This window comes from Micromonospora coerulea, from assembly GCF_016598485.1.
GTDB classification, from domain to species: domain Bacteria; phylum Actinomycetota; class Actinomycetes; order Mycobacteriales; family Micromonosporaceae; genus Micromonospora; species Micromonospora coerulea.
In genome coordinates this window covers 312,700-329,483 of record NZ_JAEMUW010000002.1, presented here as the reverse complement: position 1 = coordinate 329,483, position 16,784 = coordinate 312,700, and the positions used below count along the sequence as shown (strand labels likewise).

Annotated in this window: 15 protein-coding genes; 8 read left to right on the top strand and 7 right to left on the bottom strand. The window is 70.2% G+C overall.

All coding sequences use genetic code 11. The annotated features are described in order from the left end of the window. Positions 1 to 32 precede the first annotated feature (32 nt). Entirely contained in the window at positions 33 to 1,607 is a 1,575-nt protein-coding gene (locus I8N68_RS03915) for an FAD-binding oxidoreductase (protein WP_200207714.1), read from the top strand. A gap of 38 nt (positions 1,608 to 1,645) precedes the next feature. On the opposite strand, the gene I8N68_RS03910 is transcribed toward I8N68_RS03915, so the two are convergent. After that, on the bottom strand, positions 1,646 to 1,987 hold the full coding sequence (locus tag I8N68_RS03910; protein ID WP_200207712.1) for a hypothetical protein: 342 nt from the start codon (positions 1,985 to 1,987) through the stop codon (positions 1,646 to 1,648). A 176-nt stretch (positions 1,988 to 2,163) separates the two neighbouring features. Beyond that, complete coding sequence (locus I8N68_RS03905; protein ID WP_200207710.1) at positions 2,164 to 2,673, bottom strand: RrF2 family transcriptional regulator; 510 nt, start codon at positions 2,671 to 2,673, stop codon at positions 2,164 to 2,166. Between the two features lie 127 nt (positions 2,674 to 2,800). On the opposite strand from I8N68_RS03905, the gene I8N68_RS03900 reads away from it, so the two are divergent. After that, positions 2,801 to 3,541, top strand: coding sequence for an SDR family oxidoreductase (locus tag I8N68_RS03900; RefSeq protein WP_200207708.1), 741 nt, complete (start codon positions 2,801 to 2,803; stop codon positions 3,539 to 3,541). 260 nt (positions 3,542 to 3,801) lie between these two features. Here I8N68_RS03900 and I8N68_RS03895 read toward each other — a convergent pair whose 3' ends face one another. Genes I8N68_RS03895 through I8N68_RS33810 form a run of 4 tightly spaced genes read right to left on the bottom strand, consistent with a single transcriptional unit; the run spans position 3,802 to position 8,796 of the window. Further along, the gene (locus tag I8N68_RS03895; protein ID WP_200207706.1) at positions 3,802 to 5,610 is read right to left on the bottom strand and encodes an amylo-alpha-1,6-glucosidase; all 1,809 of its coding nucleotides are present in this window, start codon (positions 5,608 to 5,610) and stop codon (positions 3,802 to 3,804) included. Beyond that, positions 5,607 to 6,929: an MGH1-like glycoside hydrolase domain-containing protein gene (locus I8N68_RS03890; RefSeq protein ID WP_200207704.1), complete on the bottom strand. Its 1,323-nt coding sequence runs from the start codon at positions 6,927 to 6,929 to the stop codon at positions 5,607 to 5,609. The genes I8N68_RS03895 and I8N68_RS03890 overlap by 4 nt, the downstream gene beginning before the upstream one ends. Then, the gene (locus I8N68_RS03885) at positions 6,926 to 7,714 is read right to left on the bottom strand and encodes a sugar phosphate isomerase/epimerase family protein (protein WP_234038683.1); all 789 of its coding nucleotides are present in this window, start codon (positions 7,712 to 7,714) and stop codon (positions 6,926 to 6,928) included. Before I8N68_RS03885 ends, I8N68_RS03890 begins: the two co-directional genes overlap by 4 nt. Positions 7,715 to 7,740: 26 nt before the next feature. Next, positions 7,741 to 8,796, bottom strand: coding sequence for a zinc-dependent alcohol dehydrogenase (locus I8N68_RS33810; RefSeq protein ID WP_200207700.1), 1,056 nt, complete (start codon positions 8,794 to 8,796; stop codon positions 7,741 to 7,743). A 165-nt stretch (positions 8,797 to 8,961) separates the two neighbouring features. Between I8N68_RS33810 and I8N68_RS03875 the strand changes: the two genes are divergently transcribed. The 6 genes from I8N68_RS03875 (at position 8,962) to I8N68_RS03850 (ending at position 15,531) form a co-directional block, all read left to right on the top strand. Next, complete coding sequence (locus I8N68_RS03875; protein ID WP_307812558.1) at positions 8,962 to 10,368, top strand: ABC transporter substrate-binding protein; 1,407 nt, start codon at positions 8,962 to 8,964, stop codon at positions 10,366 to 10,368. Between the two features lie 2 nt (positions 10,369 to 10,370). Further along, positions 10,371 to 11,381: a carbohydrate ABC transporter permease gene (locus I8N68_RS03870; RefSeq protein WP_200207698.1), complete on the top strand. Its 1,011-nt coding sequence runs from the start codon at positions 10,371 to 10,373 to the stop codon at positions 11,379 to 11,381. After that, positions 11,381 to 12,247, top strand: a complete 867-nt coding sequence (locus I8N68_RS03865) for a carbohydrate ABC transporter permease (RefSeq protein ID WP_200207696.1) — start codon at positions 11,381 to 11,383, stop codon at positions 12,245 to 12,247. Before I8N68_RS03870 ends, I8N68_RS03865 begins: the two co-directional genes overlap by 1 nt. A 4-nt stretch (positions 12,248 to 12,251) precedes the next feature. Beyond that, complete coding sequence (locus tag I8N68_RS03860; RefSeq protein WP_200207694.1) at positions 12,252 to 13,406, top strand: ROK family transcriptional regulator; 1,155 nt, start codon at positions 12,252 to 12,254, stop codon at positions 13,404 to 13,406. 317 nt (positions 13,407 to 13,723) lie between these two features. After that, a complete protein-coding gene (locus I8N68_RS03855) occupies positions 13,724 to 14,599 on the top strand; it encodes an MEDS and STAS domain-containing protein (protein WP_234038775.1) in 876 nt (291 codons plus the stop codon). After that, complete coding sequence (locus I8N68_RS03850) at positions 14,596 to 15,531, top strand: anti-sigma factor RsbA family regulatory protein (RefSeq protein WP_200207680.1); 936 nt, start codon at positions 14,596 to 14,598, stop codon at positions 15,529 to 15,531. The genes I8N68_RS03855 and I8N68_RS03850 overlap by 4 nt, the downstream gene beginning before the upstream one ends. 127 nt (positions 15,532 to 15,658) lie before the next feature. Here I8N68_RS03850 and I8N68_RS03845 read toward each other — a convergent pair whose 3' ends face one another. After that, complete coding sequence (locus tag I8N68_RS03845; protein WP_200207672.1) at positions 15,659 to 16,741, bottom strand: Atu2307/SP_0267 family LLM class monooxygenase; 1,083 nt, start codon at positions 16,739 to 16,741, stop codon at positions 15,659 to 15,661. Between the last annotated feature and the right edge of the window lie 43 nt (positions 16,742 to 16,784).

Genomic DNA, 16,784 nt, shown 5'->3' with positions numbered 1-16,784 from the left:
AGTTCAACTCATTCGCCAAGGAGAGTGACGGCATGGGTGATCGGTCGTGGTGGGGGTGGGGGCGAACGGATTGTGCCCTGTCGGACGACGAGTGTGTCGCGCTGGGCACGCGGCTGCCCGGGCTGTCGTCGACGCCCCTACCCATTCCTCGCATCGAGCAGCTGGTCGTCCCTCAGGCTCGCATCACTCCGCCGGCCGCACTTGCGCCGCGCTTCTCCGCGGCGCCGGCCGATCGGGTCGGGCACACCTACGGCAAGGCCTACCGCGACGTCGTCCGCGCCCTTCACGGCGACCTGGCCTGCGCTCCCGACCTTGTGGCATATCCGCAGACCGACGCCGAGATCGTGGATGTGCTCGACTGGGCCGCAAGCCGCCGTGTGGCGGTGATCCCCTACGGCGGGGGCAGTTCGGTGGTCGGCGGTGTCGAGTACCGTCCGGCATCGGGCGGCGCGGATCACTGCGGCGTCATCTCGCTCGACCTGACCGCCATGGACCGGGTGCTGGAGGTCGACAGGGTCAGCCGCGCCGCTCGCATTCAAGCCGGCGCGCGTGGCCCCGTGCTCGAGGATCAGCTGCGTCCGCACGGGCTGACGCTGCGGTTCTATCCGCAGAGCTACGAGTTCTCCACGCTCGGCGGGTGGCTTGCCACCCGCGCCGGTGGGCATTACGCCACGCTGTACACACACATCGACGACCTGGTGGAGTCGATGCGCGTCGTAACGCCCGTCGGAACGGGCGAATCCTGGCGACTGCCGGCATCGGGAGCGGGCCCGTCCCCCGACCGCCTGTTCCTTGGATCCGAGGGCATCCTGGGGGTGATTACCGAAGCGTGGATGCGGCTGCAGGAGCGGCCACGCCACAAGGCGTCGGCAACCGTCGCGTTCGAGGACATGGCGGCGGCGATGCAGGCCGTGCGGGCGGTCGCGCAATCCGGGCGGCACCCCGCCAACTGCCGCCTGCTCGACCCCGGTGAAGCCCTGCTGTCCGGTGTGGCACGAAACGGTGAGGCCATGCTCGTGGTGGGGGTGGAGTCGGCCGATTACCCCGTCGAAGGACAACTCGCTGAACTGCTCACCATCGCTCGCGAGCACGGCGGCGCGCGCTGCGGCGACGGTGACGGCGCGGACCGCTCCGCTGAGGCGTGGCGCACGTCCTTCCTGCGCGCGCCCTACCTGCGCGACGGCCTGGCCCGGATGGGAGCGATCGTTGAGACGTTCGAGACCGCCTGCACCTGGGACCGAGCCTTGGACCTGTACGAGGCGGTGCGAGCGAGCGTCGGGGCGGCGGTCGAAGAGATTACGGGATCACCAGGCATCATCAACTGCCGCTTCACGCACGTCTATCCGGACGGGCCGGCGCTCTACTTCACCGTCATCGGCGTCGGCCGCCGAGGGCAGGAACTGGTTATGTGGGACGACGTGAAGGTCGCCGCCATGGAGATTCTCGCCCGGCATCACGCCACGGTCACCCACCACCACGGCGTGGGCAGGGACCACCGTCCCGGATACGACCGGCAACGCCCCGAACCGTTCGCGATGGCCCTGCGGGCGGCCAAAGCGGCGCTCGACCCACACGGTGTGCTCAATCCCGGTGTCCTTGTCGACTGACATCGTGCCGTCAAGCAGTCCTGACCCCCCGACGCCTATCAGGGGAAGTCCTGCCACTTCGCCCAGGTTGGCGGCCCCGGCGCGGTAAGCGCATCGAGCAGGACGTACTCGATCTGCTCAGGGGTCAGATGCTGGCCATTGGTCGTCCCAGGAGCGGCGGCAATCCAGGTGTTCTTGCCGTCGGACAGAAACACCCCCACCGACTGGCCGCGATCAGCGACCGCGACGACCGTGCCCCACTGTCGGTGAACAAACACCTGCGTTTGGTGCTCCGGGCGCATCTCGCGCAGCCATCTCCGCACCGTGTCGCGGTCGCTGAGGTCCGCCTGCTCCTGCTCGAGATGAAGCAGGCCACCGGTCAGCCGCTCCGCGACATCCATCGGCCCACCCCGAAGGCGGCCGAGCCGATCCCGCAACCAGCCCACGTCGCCTCCCCACGCCGGCCTGCCGAGCTTCCATCATTGCCCAGTACGCCGACGGACGCCGGAGACGTTCTTGGTACGGGCCCGTACGTCCTTGCAGTGGCTTGCGGAGGCCGACATCGCCCTCACGCCTCTCACCCCTGCTCGACAACCGCGGTATCGCCGTCGTTCGGTCCGCTCAGCCAGGTGCGGATGCCGGCGAGCGCGGTAGGGCCGTAGTCGTCGTCGACGCTGCGGGCGAGGTCCGCGATGGATATCGCTTGCAGGGCGGCGCGCCAGGCGGCGTCGGCGCCGGCCATCGCCCGGGCGACGGGGCACGGCCGGGTGCACGCCTCCTGTGCTGCCGCCAGGGGGCCGCGCTGGCGGATCTCCGTGCACACGAACGCGGGCTGAGCGCCGTCCACGGCCGCGACGACGTCGAGGACGGTGATCAGCTCGGAGGCCCTGGTCAGGACGTATCCGCCCGCCTTGCCCTGAACGGAGGTCACGAGGCCGGCGCGGGAGAGTGCCTGCAGCTGTTTGGCCAGGTAGCTGCCGGAGACGTCATGTAGTTCCGCGAGCCGGGCAGCGGGCACGGGTTCCGTCGCCGTGGTCAGCACCACGCAGCAGTGCAGTGCCCACTCAACCCCGCCTGACAGCTTCATCCGACCCCCCGCTTGACTCGGACACAGACTATCCGACTAATGTCTCGGACAGAAAGTATCCGAGTTCGGGGGTGCGTCCTCGACGAAGTTGGCGTGCCTTGTGGCACGCCGTGAAAGGGTGAGAGTCATGAAGCTCACAGTCATCGGCGGGACCGGACTGATCGGCTCGCAGGTGGTCCAGAAGCTGACCGCAGCCGGGCACGAGGCCGTCCCCGCGTCGCTGTCGACCGGCGTCGACCTGATCACGGGGAAGGGCCTGGACCAGGCGCTGGAGGGCGCCGAGGTCGTGGTCAACGTCGCGAACTCGCCGACCTTCGACGAGGCCTCCCTGGACTTCTTCCGCACCTCCATGACCAACCTGCTGGCCGCCGGGGAGCGTGCCGGCGTCCGCCACCAGGTGATCCTCTCGATCGTCGGTGTGGACCAGGTGCCCCAGCTGGACTACTACCGCGCCAAGACCCTGCAGGAAGAACTGCTCCGGCAGGGGCCCACGCCGTACTCCATCGTGCGCGCCACCCAGTTCTTCGAATTCATGAACGCGACCATGTCCTGGACCTCCGACGACACCACCGTCCGCCTGCCCGCTACCCGTATTCAGCCGATGGCCACCGCGGACATCGTCGACGAAGTCGTCGATGTCTCCATCAACTCGCCGCTGAACGGCATCCGCAACATCGCCGGCCCGGACGTCTTCGCCCTCGACGACCTCGGCCGGCTCACCCTGGCCGCACAGCACGACAACCGGACCGTCGTCACCGACGACAAGGCCGGCCTGTTCGCGGCCGTCACCGGCGACGCGATCATCGCGGGCCCGGACGCACACCTGGCACCCACCCACTACCAGGACTGGATCCAAGCGGCCCGCTGAGCCGGGTGCTCGACCCTTCGGTGCATGAAGTCCATCGAGTGGTGGCCGGCCACGGAGTTGCTGCGACCAGCCCTGGCCGAAGGTCCTGCCGTGCCGGACACCAGGCGGCCTCGGCCTGACCGGTGGCTCACCCCGGCGAAGGGGTCGTCGTTCGGGGAACCGGGCCCGGAGCGGGGCGTGGACCGTGGGTCCACGCCCCGGCGCTGACCGGGTGGCGCCAGCGGCTTCGACGGCGCGCGGCCTGACCGCCGGCGTGGGGGTCAGCCCAGCGCGGTCAGCAGGACCAACGGCGACGCGGCGGCCCAGGCCTGCGGCGAGCAGGAGTGCGGGTACGGCACAGGACCGTCGTACGCGGTGCGGGACAGCCCGGTGAGCACCTCCGGCAGCCGGTCGTCGGAGTGGGCGGCCGCGGCGAGAAGACCGTCTGCGATCCGCGCCGCGTCGTCCCGCCGGTCGGCGGCGACCAGACCGGCCACGGCGAATGCGGTGTCGTGGGGCCACACTCCGCCGCGGTGGTAGGACAGGGGGTGGTACGGCGCCTGGCCCTCGGCGAGGGTACGCACGCCCCAGCCGGAGAAGAAATCGTCCTCCGCGAGCCGCCGCGCGACCGCCGTGGCCCAGTCGTCGGCGAGGATGCCCGACCACAGCACGTGTCCGGCGTTGGAGGCGAGCGCGTCGACCACCCGGCCGGAGTCGTCCAGGGCCAGCGCCACGAATCCGTCGGGCAGGCGGAAATCGGCTGCGAACCGCGCCCGCAACGCGTGGGCGCGGGCGGTCAGCTCCTCCGCCCAGGTGGCGTCGCCCCACACCCGTTCGGCGAGCCGGGCCGTGCCGAGCAACCCGCGGTAGGCGTACCCCTGCGCCTCGCACACCGCGATTGGCCCGGCGGCCGGGGTGCCGTCCCGGAAGGCGATCGAGTCGGCGGAGTCCTTCCAGCACTGGTGCACGAGGCCCGGTCCGTCCGTGCGGTAGGTCAGGTAGCCGCGCGCGTCGAGCTGCCCGCACACCCAGGCGGCGGCGGCCCGCGCCGGACCCTCCAGGTCCTTGGCGAGGACGTCGTCGCCGGTCAGCGCGTGGTACGCGGCCAGCAGTGCCAGGAACAGCGGGGTGGCGTCGACCGTGCCGTAATAGCGGCCGTAGGGAACGTCGCCGAGCGTCGCCAGCTCACCGAAGCGCAGTTCGTGCGGCACCTTGCCGGGTTCCTCGACGCGGGCGGGGTCATTGCGGCTGCCGAGGCAGGCGGCGAGGGCGCGTAGTGTGCCGGCGGCGAGTTCCGGCCGGTAGGGCAGTGCGAACAGCGAGGCAATGAGGCTGTCGCGGCCGAAGACGGTGAGGAACCAGGGTGCGCCGGCGGCGGGCAGGTAGGTGCCGGTCGGCAGCCCGGGCACGGTGACGCGGAGGGCGTCAAGGTCCGCGAGGCCGCGTCGGACGCAGCGGGCCAGGTCGTCGCGGGCCACGTGCGGCATCGGCGGGGACGCGTCCATGGGCGGCGCGGGCCGTCCGGCGTCCACGGTGAGACTGACGGACGCCGAGCCGTGGGGCGCGAGCGTCAGCGTCCAGTCCGCGCCGTCGGTGGTCAGCCGGGCTGCCGGCGCGGCGGTCACCGTGGTGCTGCGTTGGAAGCCGCGCCGCTCGTAGGTGAGGATCAGGCCGTCGCCGTCGAGCGTCGCGGTCCGGACCGCGTCGGACTTGTCGAAGACCCGGTCGGAGCGCAGCTCGAACTGGTCGGCGAAGTCGGCAGCGAGGTGGTACCCGAGGCGTACGGCCTGCGGTTCGCCGACGTAGGACTGCAGTGTCAGTGTCTCGACCAGGCGCCCGGCCGTCACCTCGCGGTGCCGGTGCACCGCGTACGACGGGTTGGATCCGCGCGGCGTGTCCGGGATGGACACCGACCTGGCCTCGGAGGACCGCAGCGTCCGCAGCGGCTGGCCGTGCACCCGCAGCGCCAGCGTCGACAGGTGCCGGCAATCGTCGACGAACAGCCCGTCCAGCCGGTCTGCTCCCAGATCGGCGCCGGGTTCCGCGGCCAGCAGGCAGGTCGTCCCGGCCACCGTGACCGAGGGGTTCATGCGGCGCGGATGAGGTCGAGGGCCAGCGCGGCCGTCCAGCTGAATCCGTCGCTGCCGTGGCCGGCGCCGGTCAGCGGGTCGACGTACTCGCGGAACCCGGTCTTGAGCACCCGGTGCAGGAGCCGCTCGCGCAGGTCGTCGGCCAGTGCCGTCTCGCCGTGCAGGCGCAGCCCGTGCCAGAACAGCCAGCTCGTGTTGACCCAGCCCGGTCCCCTCCAGTACTGGCCCGGAGCGTGGTCGGGTGCGGTCAGGTCGTAGGAGGGCAGCGGGCACGCGTCGCGGAGCCGGAAGCGGTCGCCGAGCGCGGTATCGACGAGTTCCCGGGCCACCGGCAGTCCCGGCACGATCATCGGCATCAGGCCAGTGATCGACCAGGAGCGCACGAGCTCGCCGGTGTGTACGTCGCGTGGAAAGAACATCTCGGCGGCCGGGTCGTACAGCCGGGACACCAGGGTGGCGGTGAGGCGGTCGGCCGTGGCGCGGTGTGGTGCCGGGTCGCGGCCGATTGCGGCCGCGATGTTGGCGAGTGCGTGTTCGCCGGCGATCAGCAGCGCGTTGTACAGCGGATCCTCGATCGCGAAGGCGTGCACCGACGGCGAGTCGGCGTACCGGGCGTCGCGGTAGTCGCTGGCCAGCCTGATGTAGCGGCCGTAGTCGAGATCGGTCGGCCGTTCGGCCGCTGGCGCGTGTGCGAGGTCGCGCCGAGTGAACGAGCCGGGCGACACCGGATCGATCCGGGACAGGGCGGCGTCCCAGGCCGGGCTGTTGTCCATCCCCGACTCCCACGGATGCACGATCGAGGCGAGGCCGGCGCCGCCCAGGTCGCGTCGGGTGAGCAGGTAGTGGTGCCAGTGGACGAGCCGCGGATACATCCGCGGCAGGAAGCCGCGGAGGTGTGCGACCGCCGGATCGGCGCGGTACGTGGCCCAGGTCGCGAGGGCGTGCGCGGGCGGTTGCACGATCCCGGAGGTCGGCACGGCCGCTGCGTTCGAGCTTCCCGAGCGCCAGAACCCCGGTCCGGGGAAGTAGGCATCCCTCGGAACGTCAGGATCGAAGACGATGTGCGGTACCCGGCCGTCGCGCCACTGGGCGCCGAACAGCGACTCGAGTTCCTGTTGTGCGCGGGTGGGGGACAGGTGGCGCAGCCCGATCGCGATGAACGCCGAGTCCCAGCTCCACTGGTGCGGGTAGAGCTTGGTGGCCGGCACGGTGGCGCGCACCCGCCAGTTCGTCACGAGTAGCCGTCGGGCGGCCCGGTCGAGGCTACGGTGGTCGGACGCGTGACGAGGGTCCGCCTCGATGGTGGGTGCGATGGTCATACGGCGACGCCCACCGCGTGGCGGCGCAGGAAACCGGGGATGGTGGTGACGGCTCTGACCGGCTCGCCGCGCAGCCGGCACTCGACGGCGAGGTGCCCGTCGTAGCCGATCGCGTCCAGGGTGCCGAGCAGTGCCGCCCAGTCCAGGTGACCTGCGCCGGGTTGGAAGCGGTTGGAGTCGGAGACCTGCACGTGCCCGAGGTGGGCGGCGGCCATCACCAGGGCTGAGGTGGGTTCGTCTTCCTCGATGTTCATGTGGTAGGTGTCGGCGAGCACCTTGACCGAGGGGAGTCCGACCGCGGTGATCAGCTCGACCGCCTGCTCGAGCCGGTTGACCATGTGGTCCTCGTAGCGGTTGAGCGGTTCGAGGGCGAGCACCACTCCCTCTCGGGCGGCGTGCTCGCCCAGCTCGGTGAGCCCCTCGACGAGCACCGCGCGGTCGTCCTGCTCGCTCCGGGGCGGTTCGAACGGGGGCAGCCGGCGGGAGAACATGCCGTACGAGGCCGGCGTGCAGGCGACCGCGCCCGGCCCACCGATTTCCGCGATGACCGACAGCTGGGACTTCATCTGGGCGATCGCGTCGCGGCGCAGGTCGACGTCGAAGGCGCCGAAGAAGTGCAGCATCTCCACGCACACCGATGGCATCGGCACGCCGTCGCGGGCGGCGCGGCGCAGCTCGGGCAGTCGGTCGCGGAAGGCGAAATCGCCTCGGCCACGCACTTCGATCGCGTCGTAGCCTGCCCGCTGGGCGAACTCCCACTTGTCCTGGAGTGTCGCGCCAGGCAACAGCTGCTCCTGGCAGGAAATCTTGATCATGAGAATTTCAACACCACCTGAAGTGCCTCCTCGGGCCGGCGGTCGAGCATGTCGAAGGCTTCCGCCGCCTCTTCCACCGGGATGACATGGGTGACCAGCCCGACCGGGTCGACCTGGCGGTCGAGGGCGAGCTGGAGGAACGTGTGGTTGAGTCGGGCCTGGTTCCACCGGCCCGCGAGTGCGGGTGGGACCCCGCCGATCTGGGAGGACACGAGACGCACCCGGTTGTGGTGGAACTCGTCCCCGAGTCGTAGGCCGGTCCCGTCGCCCTGGTAGAAGCCGGCGGAGACGACCCGGCCGTCGACGGTGACGGAGCGGATCGCGTCGTGCAGCGCATGGTAGGAACCGCTGATTTCGATGGCGACGTCGGCGCCGCGGCCCTCGGTGAGCCGGCGCAGTTGCTGCGCGACGGCTTCGGTGGCGGCGTTGATGGTGGCTCCGGCACCGTACTCGCGCGCCTTGTCCAGCCGTGACGGTACGGTGTCGACGGCGACCGCGGTGGCGCCGCTCAGCTGGACCAGGCGGGTGGTGAGCAGGCCGAGCACGCCTTGACCGAAGACGGCGATCACCTCGCCGAGGTGGATGTCGGCGGCAAGCACGGCGTTGAGCGCCACGGCGCCGACGCGGGCGAAGGTCGCGGCGACCGGGTCGAGGCCGTCGGGCAGCACGCAGCCGCGCAGCCGGTCGACCGGCAGCACGGCCTCGCCGCGATGCCCCCAGATGCCCCACACCTGCTGGCCGACCGCCGGGATCGCCGGATCATCGTCGTCGGCGAGGTCGGGTGCGACCTCGACGACTTCGCCGACCTCGGAGTAGCCGAGTCCGGCGATCGGGTAGTTGAGGCCGCTGGTCCCCTCGACGAACAGCCGTTGGTCGGGGTCCCAGCTCCTGTTCAGGTAGGGGTTGGTGCCCCGGTAGGCCGTCAGTTCGGTGCCGGCGGAGATGCCGGAGAAGCTGGTGCGAACCCTGATCTGGCCAGGTCCGAGTTCGATGCTGGGCTGCTCGATCACCTCGACGCGACGCGGCGACGTGACCTGGACTGTTTGCGACACTCTGGCCTTTCACCCCACGGTTGGGTTTGGACGGACGCTGTAACGCGCCGGTTCAGCCGGAGATGTTACCGAGTTATGTCTTGCAATCAAGTATAAGTACTGCTGAAATCTGCCCGTAACGAGTTCAAAGTGCATGGTCATCGACACCTCACGGAGGGAAGTCACGTGAAGATCAAAAACGCACGGAGCCGCCGGTGGCTCGCGGGCGGCGTCGCGGCGGGCCTACTGGCCATGCCGGCGCTGGCCGGGTGCGGCGAGGATGAGGGCAGCGGTAGCGACGGCAGCCTCACCGTGTGGAGCCTGGAGAACCAGACCGACCGGGTGCAGGCGACTCAGGCGATCGCCGACAAGTTCACCCAGCAGACCGGGATCAAGGTCAAGATCGTCGCCACCGACGAGAACCAGTTCACCAACCTCATCACCTCAGCCGCCGCTGCCGGCACCCTGCCCGACGTGGTCGGCGCGCTGCCGCTGGCCTCCGTGGCCCAGATGGCCTCCAACGACCTGCTCGACACCACGGCGGCCAAATCGGTCGTCGACGGGCTCGGCCGCGACACGTTCTCCCCGCGGGCGCTCGAACTCACCAGCCAGGACGGCAAGCAGCTCGCCGTTCCCTCCGACGGCTGGGCGCAGCTGCTGTTCTACCGCAAGGACCTGTTCGACAAGGCCGGCCTGCAGGCACCGGACACCTTCGACAAGATCCGCCAGGCGGCGCAGAAGCTCAACACCGGCGGGATGGCCGGCATCTCCCTCGCGACCGTCCCCAACGACGCGTTCACCGCGCAGACCTTCGAGAACTTCGCGCTCGGCAACGGCTGCCAGCTGGTCGACGACGCGAAGAAGATCACCCTCGACTCGCCCCAGTGCGTCGAGACCTTCCAGCTGTACGGCGACCTGGTGCGGAAGTGGTCGGTGCCGGGCGCGCAGGACGTCGACACCACCCGGGCCACCTACTTCTCCGGTAAGTCCGCGATGGTCGTCTGGTCCTCGTTCCTGCTCGACGAGATGGCGGCGCTGCGCAAGGACGCGCTGCCGACGTGCCCGGAGTGCAAGCAGGACCCGGCGTTCCTGGCGAAGAACACCGGCATCGTCACCGCGGTCGGCGGCCCGAGTGGCCAGCCGCAGGGCTTCGGCGAGATCACCAGCTGGGCGATCAGCAACACCGGCAAGGACACCAACGACGCCCGCCGGTTCACTCAGTTCATGATGAACGAGGGCTACCCGCAGTGGCTCGGCATCGCCCCGGAGGGCAAGTTCCCAGTCCGCAAGGGCGACAAGAGCGATCCGGCGAAGTTCACCACCGCGTGGAACGGACTGCCGGCAGGCGTCGACACCAAGAAGCCGCTCGGCGACGTCTACCCGGCCGACGTGCTGGCCGCGCTGTCGAAGAGCCCCGACACCTTCCAGCGCTGGGGCTTCCCGCAGAAGCAGGGTGCACTGCTCGGTGCCACGCTCGGCGAGCTTCCCGTGCCGAAGGCGGTCAACGCGCTCGCCAGCGGCGAGTCCGACGCCGCCGCGGCGGCGAAGCGGGCCGCCGAAGACGTCCGCACGATCCAGAAATCCGTCGGGTAGCGATGGTCACCACCCACGAGCCGAGGCCGGCGGAGGCGCAGGAGCGCCGCCGCCGGCCCACCGGCCCCCGGCGACCACTGACGCGCAGGCAGCGGGAGAACCGCGCGGGCCTGGCCTACCTGTCGCCGACGCTGATCGTCGTCATCGTCGTCGTCATCCTGCCGATCCTCTGGACGGTCATGCTGGCGTTCCAGCGGATCCGGCTGATCAACGTGCGCCGCGCCGGCGTGTTCGGCCAGTACAGCCTCGCCAACCTCGAGCTGGTGTTGACCTCGCCAGGCTTCTGGTCGTCGCTGTGGACCACGCTGGTCTACACGGTCGGCAGCACCGTCTTGTCCGTCCTCTTCGGGCTGATCGCCGCGCTCGCGCTGCGCGGGCGCTTCCGAGGCCGCACCCTCGTGCGAGCGTCGGTCCTACTCCCGTACGTCGCGCCGGTCGTGGCCGTGACGTTCGTCTGGGAGATCCTGCTGAGTCCACAGTTCGGGCTGGCCAACAACTGGGGCACCCGGTTCCTCGGCTGGGACCAGCAGATCGCGTTTCTCAGCCAGCGGCAGTACACCCTCTCGCTGTTCGGGCTCGACGTCGACCTGCCGATGGCGCTACTGACCGTCATCGCGTTCGAGGCGTGGCGCTACTTCCCGTTCGCGTTCCTCTTCCTGCTCGCCCGGCTCCAGGCGGTACCCGGTGAGCTGGAGGAGGCGGCCCTGGTCGACGGGGCGGCGCCGAGCCAGACGTTCCGCCGCATCCTGTTGCCGCAGCTCGCGCCGGTCATCGCGCTGCTGTGCGTGCTGAGGTTCATCATGACCTTCAACAAGTTCGACGACGTCTACCTGCTCACCGGCGGAGGTGCCGGGACCGAGGTGGTCAGCGTACGGGTCTACGAGTTCCTCACCGCGCGCTTCGACATCGGCGCGGCGGCCGCCCAGGCGCTGGTGCTCGCCGCGGGACTCGTCGTGGTGCTGGTGATCTACCTGCGATTCTTCGCGCCGCGGATCGAGGGGGAGGAGGCGTGATGGATCGCTACACGTTCGAGAAGCGACTGTTCGGCGTCCTGCGCTGGCTGGTCATCACCGTGCTGGTCGTGGTGACACTGTTCCCCTTCTGCTACATGCTGCTGCTGTCGGTGCGACCGATCGAGGAGGTCCTGGCCAACCCCGGCCAGATCTGGGCCGGCCCGTCGGAGTGGACGATCGAAACGTACCGGGAGGTGCTCACTCCGGCCGGCGCCGGCGGTCAGGGCTTCCTGCGATTCCTCGCCAACTCCGCGCTGGTGTCGGCCGCCGCGACCGTGCTCACGCTGCTCGTGTCGATCCCCGGCTCGTACGCGGTCAGCCGGCTCCGCTTCACCGGCCGACGCCAGGTGCACTTCCTGTTCCTGGCGGTCTACCTGTTCCCGTCCATCCTGCTGGCGATCCCGCTGTTCGTGCTGTTCACCCGGCTCGGCCTGCGCGGCTCGCTCGCCGGCCTGACCATCGTCTACATCGCGCAGACGGTACCCGTCTCGATCTACATGCTGCGCAACTACCTGTCGACGATCCCGGAGAGTCTCGAGGAGGCCGCCGCCGTCGACGGCTACACCCGGCTGCAGATCATCCGCAAGGTGGTGCTGCCCCTCGCCGCGCCCGCGGTGATGGCGAATGCCCTGTATGTGTTCATGATAGCTTGGAACGAGTTCCTGTTTGCCCTGCTCTTCCTGGTCGAGGACCGGGCGGACTGGACCGTCTCACTAGGACTCGCCCAGCTGTCTGGTGGCATCGAGGTGAGCAAGACGGTGTTGATGGCCGGGTCGGTTGTCCTCACACTGCCGATCGTGATCATCTTCTTCGCTGCCGAACGGCTGCTGACGGAGGGACTAACCGCTGGTGCCGACAAGGGTTAGGCCGGTGGGCAACCAGAGTTCCGCCGGCCACCTGCTGTGGCTGGTCCGGACGGGCCGCGCCCGCACCCGGGCGGAGCTGCAGACCTACACCGGGCTGTCCCGCTCGACCGTCACGCAGCGCATCGACGTGCTGCGGGCCGCCGGTTACCTCCGCACCTCCGGCGTAGAAGGATCGACCGGCGGCCGGCCGGCGGAGCTGCTGGAACTCGACACCGACCACGGCGTGGTGATGGTAGCCGATCTTGGCGCCAACCACGCCCGGGCCGCCGTCGTCGATCTCCGCGGACAGCTGCTCGCCGAGGAGCACAGCCTCATCAAGATCGGCGTGGGCCCCGAGGCGGTGCTGGGCTGGGTCGACGCCGCCTTCGCCCGGCTGCTTCCGAAGGCCGGCTGGGAGCCCACGCAGGTGCGCGGGATCGGCCTCGGCGTGCCCGGCCCGGTCGAGTTCGAGGCCGGCATGGTGACCCAACCACCGATCATGCCGGGCTGGGACGGCTACCCGATCGCCGAGCGGCTGCGCAACACCTGGAACCGGCCGGTGTACGTCGACAACGACGCCAACCTGATGGCGTTGGGCGAGCAGACCCTGCACTACCCCGACTGCCCGACGCTGGTGCTGGTCAAGGTCGCGACCGGGATCGGCGCGGGCGTCATCGTCGACGGTCAGGTCTACCGCGGCATCGACGGTGGCGCCGGCGACATCGGCCACATCCGGCTGCACGACTACCCGCAGGCCCGCTGCCAGTGCGGCCTCTACGGCTGCCTGGCGGCGGTGGCCAGCGGGCTCGCGCTGGCCCAACGCCTCACCGCTGCCGGCACGCCCACCTCGTCCGGGGCCGAGCTGATCGAGCGGATCCGCTCCGGTCACGCCGAGGCGGTACACCTGGCCCGCACGGCGGGCCAGTTGGTCGGCGAGGTGCTCGCGACCGTGGTCTGCCTGCTCAACCCGGGTGTACTGGTCATCGCCGGCGACCTGGCCGACCTTCATTTCGTGACCGGCGTGCGCGAGAAGCTGTACCAGAGCGCACTGCCCCGCTCCACCCGCCGCCTCGAGGTGACGACCAGTCAACTCGGCGACCGGGCGGTGCTGACCGGCGCCCACGCGATGGTCATCGAGCAGGTGTACGCCCCCGAAACCGTCGACGCCGCCCTGGCCTGACCATTCCGCCCGCGCGCCACCGTCGCCGTACCCGGTCGGGCGCGGCGTGCCGCACCGACCTGGAGAATGAGCCGTGGAACGCGCCATGACCCCGAACGTGGGCCCGGTCACGGTCGGGCTGGTTGGGGCGGGACCATGGGCGGCGACCATGCACGGGCCGGTGCTCGCCGCCAGGCCCGAGACACAGCTGACCGCCGCATCCGGGTTCCCGACTGTGCTCACCCTGACCAGCAGGAGGGGCTCGTGGCCGCCAGCCCCGGATGTCCTATCATCCCAGCTACGCCGTCGTGCGTGGGACAGGTGAGGCGGTGACCGGGATGCGCCGATGCGGGACTCGGACCGTCAGCGACGGCGCGTTGGCGCTGCATGATCACGCCTGTTTGGTGTACACCTCCCCGGACGAGCACCGCCGCGTGCTGACCGACTACCTGAGTCGTGGGCTGGCTCGCAACGAGCGGGTGCTGTTCCTGGCGTCCCCGCCCGAGCGGGCACCGCTGGCGATCGAGTATCTCCTCGACGCGGGCGTGCCGCTCGATGTGCCGCTCGCTGAAGGGCAGTTGGTGATCGGCGCCGCGGAGGAGGCGTACCTGGTCGACGGGCGCTTCGACGGCGACGACCGGCTGCGGGCCTACGCCGCGCAGGTGCGGGCCGCCGTCGATGACGGATACCTCGGATTGCGGGTCGCTGCCGAGTTGTCCTGGTTGCAAGGGTGCCCGGACGCGCGGCATTCCTGGCCGGGTTACGAACTGCGCGCCGATCTACTGGCCGCGCGGCTGCCGTTCACCGCGCTGTGCATCTATGACGGGCAGCGGTGGAAGCCGGACGAGCTGGCGTTGATCGAATCGGTGCATCAGGTCAACGTGTCCGTTCGTCCCGGCCCGCCGCTGATCAGGTTCCGCGTCTGCGCCTCGCCGGACGGTGTGCTGTGCTTGGGCGGTGAGCTGGACTTCACCCACGCCGACCGGCTGGTCCCGGCGTTGACCACGGCAGCGCTGGCCGCCGAGCGGCCGATGCTGGACGTCTCCGGCCTGGAGTTCGTCGACGTCGCCGGCATGCGCGCGCTCGTGCGGGCGTGTCGGGCGGTGGCGGACCTGCGTGGGCTGGTCACGATCCGTGGCGCGTCCCGGGCGTTTCAGCGGCTGTGGCGATTGGGTTCGTTCGACGTGGCCACTCGGGCGGTGACGGTCCAGTGACTGCGACGACCGGACGGACCCTGCGCCACCACGCGATGTTCTACGACCGAGACGACGAGTTCACCACCGTCCTGTCGGCGTTCCTGCGCACCGGGCTGACCCGCGGTGATGCGGCCGTGGTGGCCAGTACCCCGGCGAACATCGTCCTGCTGCGCGACGCCCTCGGCGACCAGGCCGGCGAGGTCACGTTCCTCGACCGCGATGACTGGTACCGGCGCCCCACGACCACCGTGGCGGGCTGGCAGCGGCTGCTCGACCAGGCGATCGCCGAGGGCCGGCCGGGAGTGTCCATCGTCGGGGAGGTCGGCTTCGGTCCGCCGGATCGGCACGTCGGCTGGACCCGGTACGAGTCCGCGCTGAACGCCGTTTTCACGCAGGCACCCGCCGAGATCGTGTGCCCCTACGACGTACGTGCCCTGCCTTCAGCGGTGCTCGCCGACGCCTGCCGTACCCACGCGACCGTCCTCGACCCTCAGCCGGTCGGCAGCGACAGATATCAGCCACCCGATCAGCTCCTGCGTCAGCTGCCGGACCCGGCGCTACGGCCTATCGGCACCCCGGCGCTGGCCGCCACGTTCGCCGATGTCGCCGGGCTGCGCCGCCAGGTGCGCACCCTCGTCCACACCGTCGGATGGCTGGCCGACGACCGCCTCGACGACCTTCTCCTGGTGCTCAGCGAGATGGCCAGCAACAGCCTTCGCCACGGTGCCGGCCGTCCGAGCCTGCACCTGTGGGGGGCGCCGGGCGAGATCGTGTGCGAGATCCGCGACCAGGGGACGGGCCCGGATGACCCGCTGGCCGGATACCGACCGCCGGACCCGAACATGGAAGGCAGTCGGGGACTGTGGATCGCCCGACAGGTATGCGACGACTTCGCCATCAGTGCCGACGAAGCCGGTACCCGGGTGACCTTTGCCATTCGGACCAGCTGAGCCCACGACACCGCGTCGAGCGGGAACCGGCAGGGGCGCGGAACGGAGCCGCTGGCACGGACGAGCGCGCATCGCCCCCGGCCCCGCCGCGCCGAACGGTGGTGGCGGAGCCGGTTTCCGCTCAGGCTCAGCTCAGAATCTCACGGACGCGCGGGATGACCTGGGTGCCGTAGAGCTCGATGGCGGTCATGAGTGCCTCGTGGGAGAGGCCGCCCATGCCGTACTTCATCTCGAAGCGGTTCGCGCCGAGGACGGTGAGGTTCGCCGCGATCTTCTGCGCGACGGTTTCGGGCGAACCGACATAGAGCGACCCGCGTGGCCCGATCTCGTACAGAAAGGACTCCTTGGTCGGTACGGCGAAACCCCGCGTCCTGGCGACCCGGCGGATGGCCTCCCGGTAGTGCGGCCAGAACTCCTCGCGGGCCTGCTCGTCGGTAGCGGCGACGTGCCCGGGCGAGTGCACTCCGACCGGCCGCGGGGCCTGCCCGAGCTGCTGCAGGGCCTGCTGGAAGAGCTGGGAGAACGGTGCGAAGCGCGCCGGGGACCCACGGATGATCGCGAGCATCAGCGAGTACCCGTAGCGGGCGGCGCGGATCACCGACTGGGGATTGCCGCCGACGCCGATCCACGCCGGGAAGGGCCCGGACTCGGTGTGCGGTACGACGTCCTGGTTGTGCAGCGGGGCACGCAGCTTGCCTTCCCAGGTGACCGGCCCGCCCTTGAGCAGCTCGGCGAAGAGCTGAGCCTTCTCTTCGAAGAGCTGCTCGTAGTCGGCCAGGTCGTAGCCGAAGAGCGGGAACGAGTCGATGCTGGATCCCCGGCCGAGGATGACCTCCGCCCGACCGCCGGAGACCGCGTTGAGCGTGGAGTAGCGCTGGAACACCCGGACGGGATCGTCGGAGCTCAGCACCGTGACCGCCGACCCGAGGCGGACCCGGGTCGTCCGTGCGGCGATCGCGCCGAGTACCACGTCGGCAGCCGAGAGTGGATAGTCATCGGTGTGGTGTTCACCGATCCCGAAGAAGTCCACCCCGACCTGGTCTGCGAGGACGCCCTGTTCGACGAGGTTCCTGATCGTCTGGGCGTGCGACAGGGGGCGGTTGTCGTCGTCGTTGGTGACGTCGCCGAAGGTGTCGAGGCCGAGCACGAGTGGGAATGTCGTGGGTTCGGCGGCGGAGGCTCGTACGGCGTCCGAGGGTGCAGTGGTCACGGTGAGTCCTTCTGTGGTGATTGCGGAACGGGTTTGGCGGTGC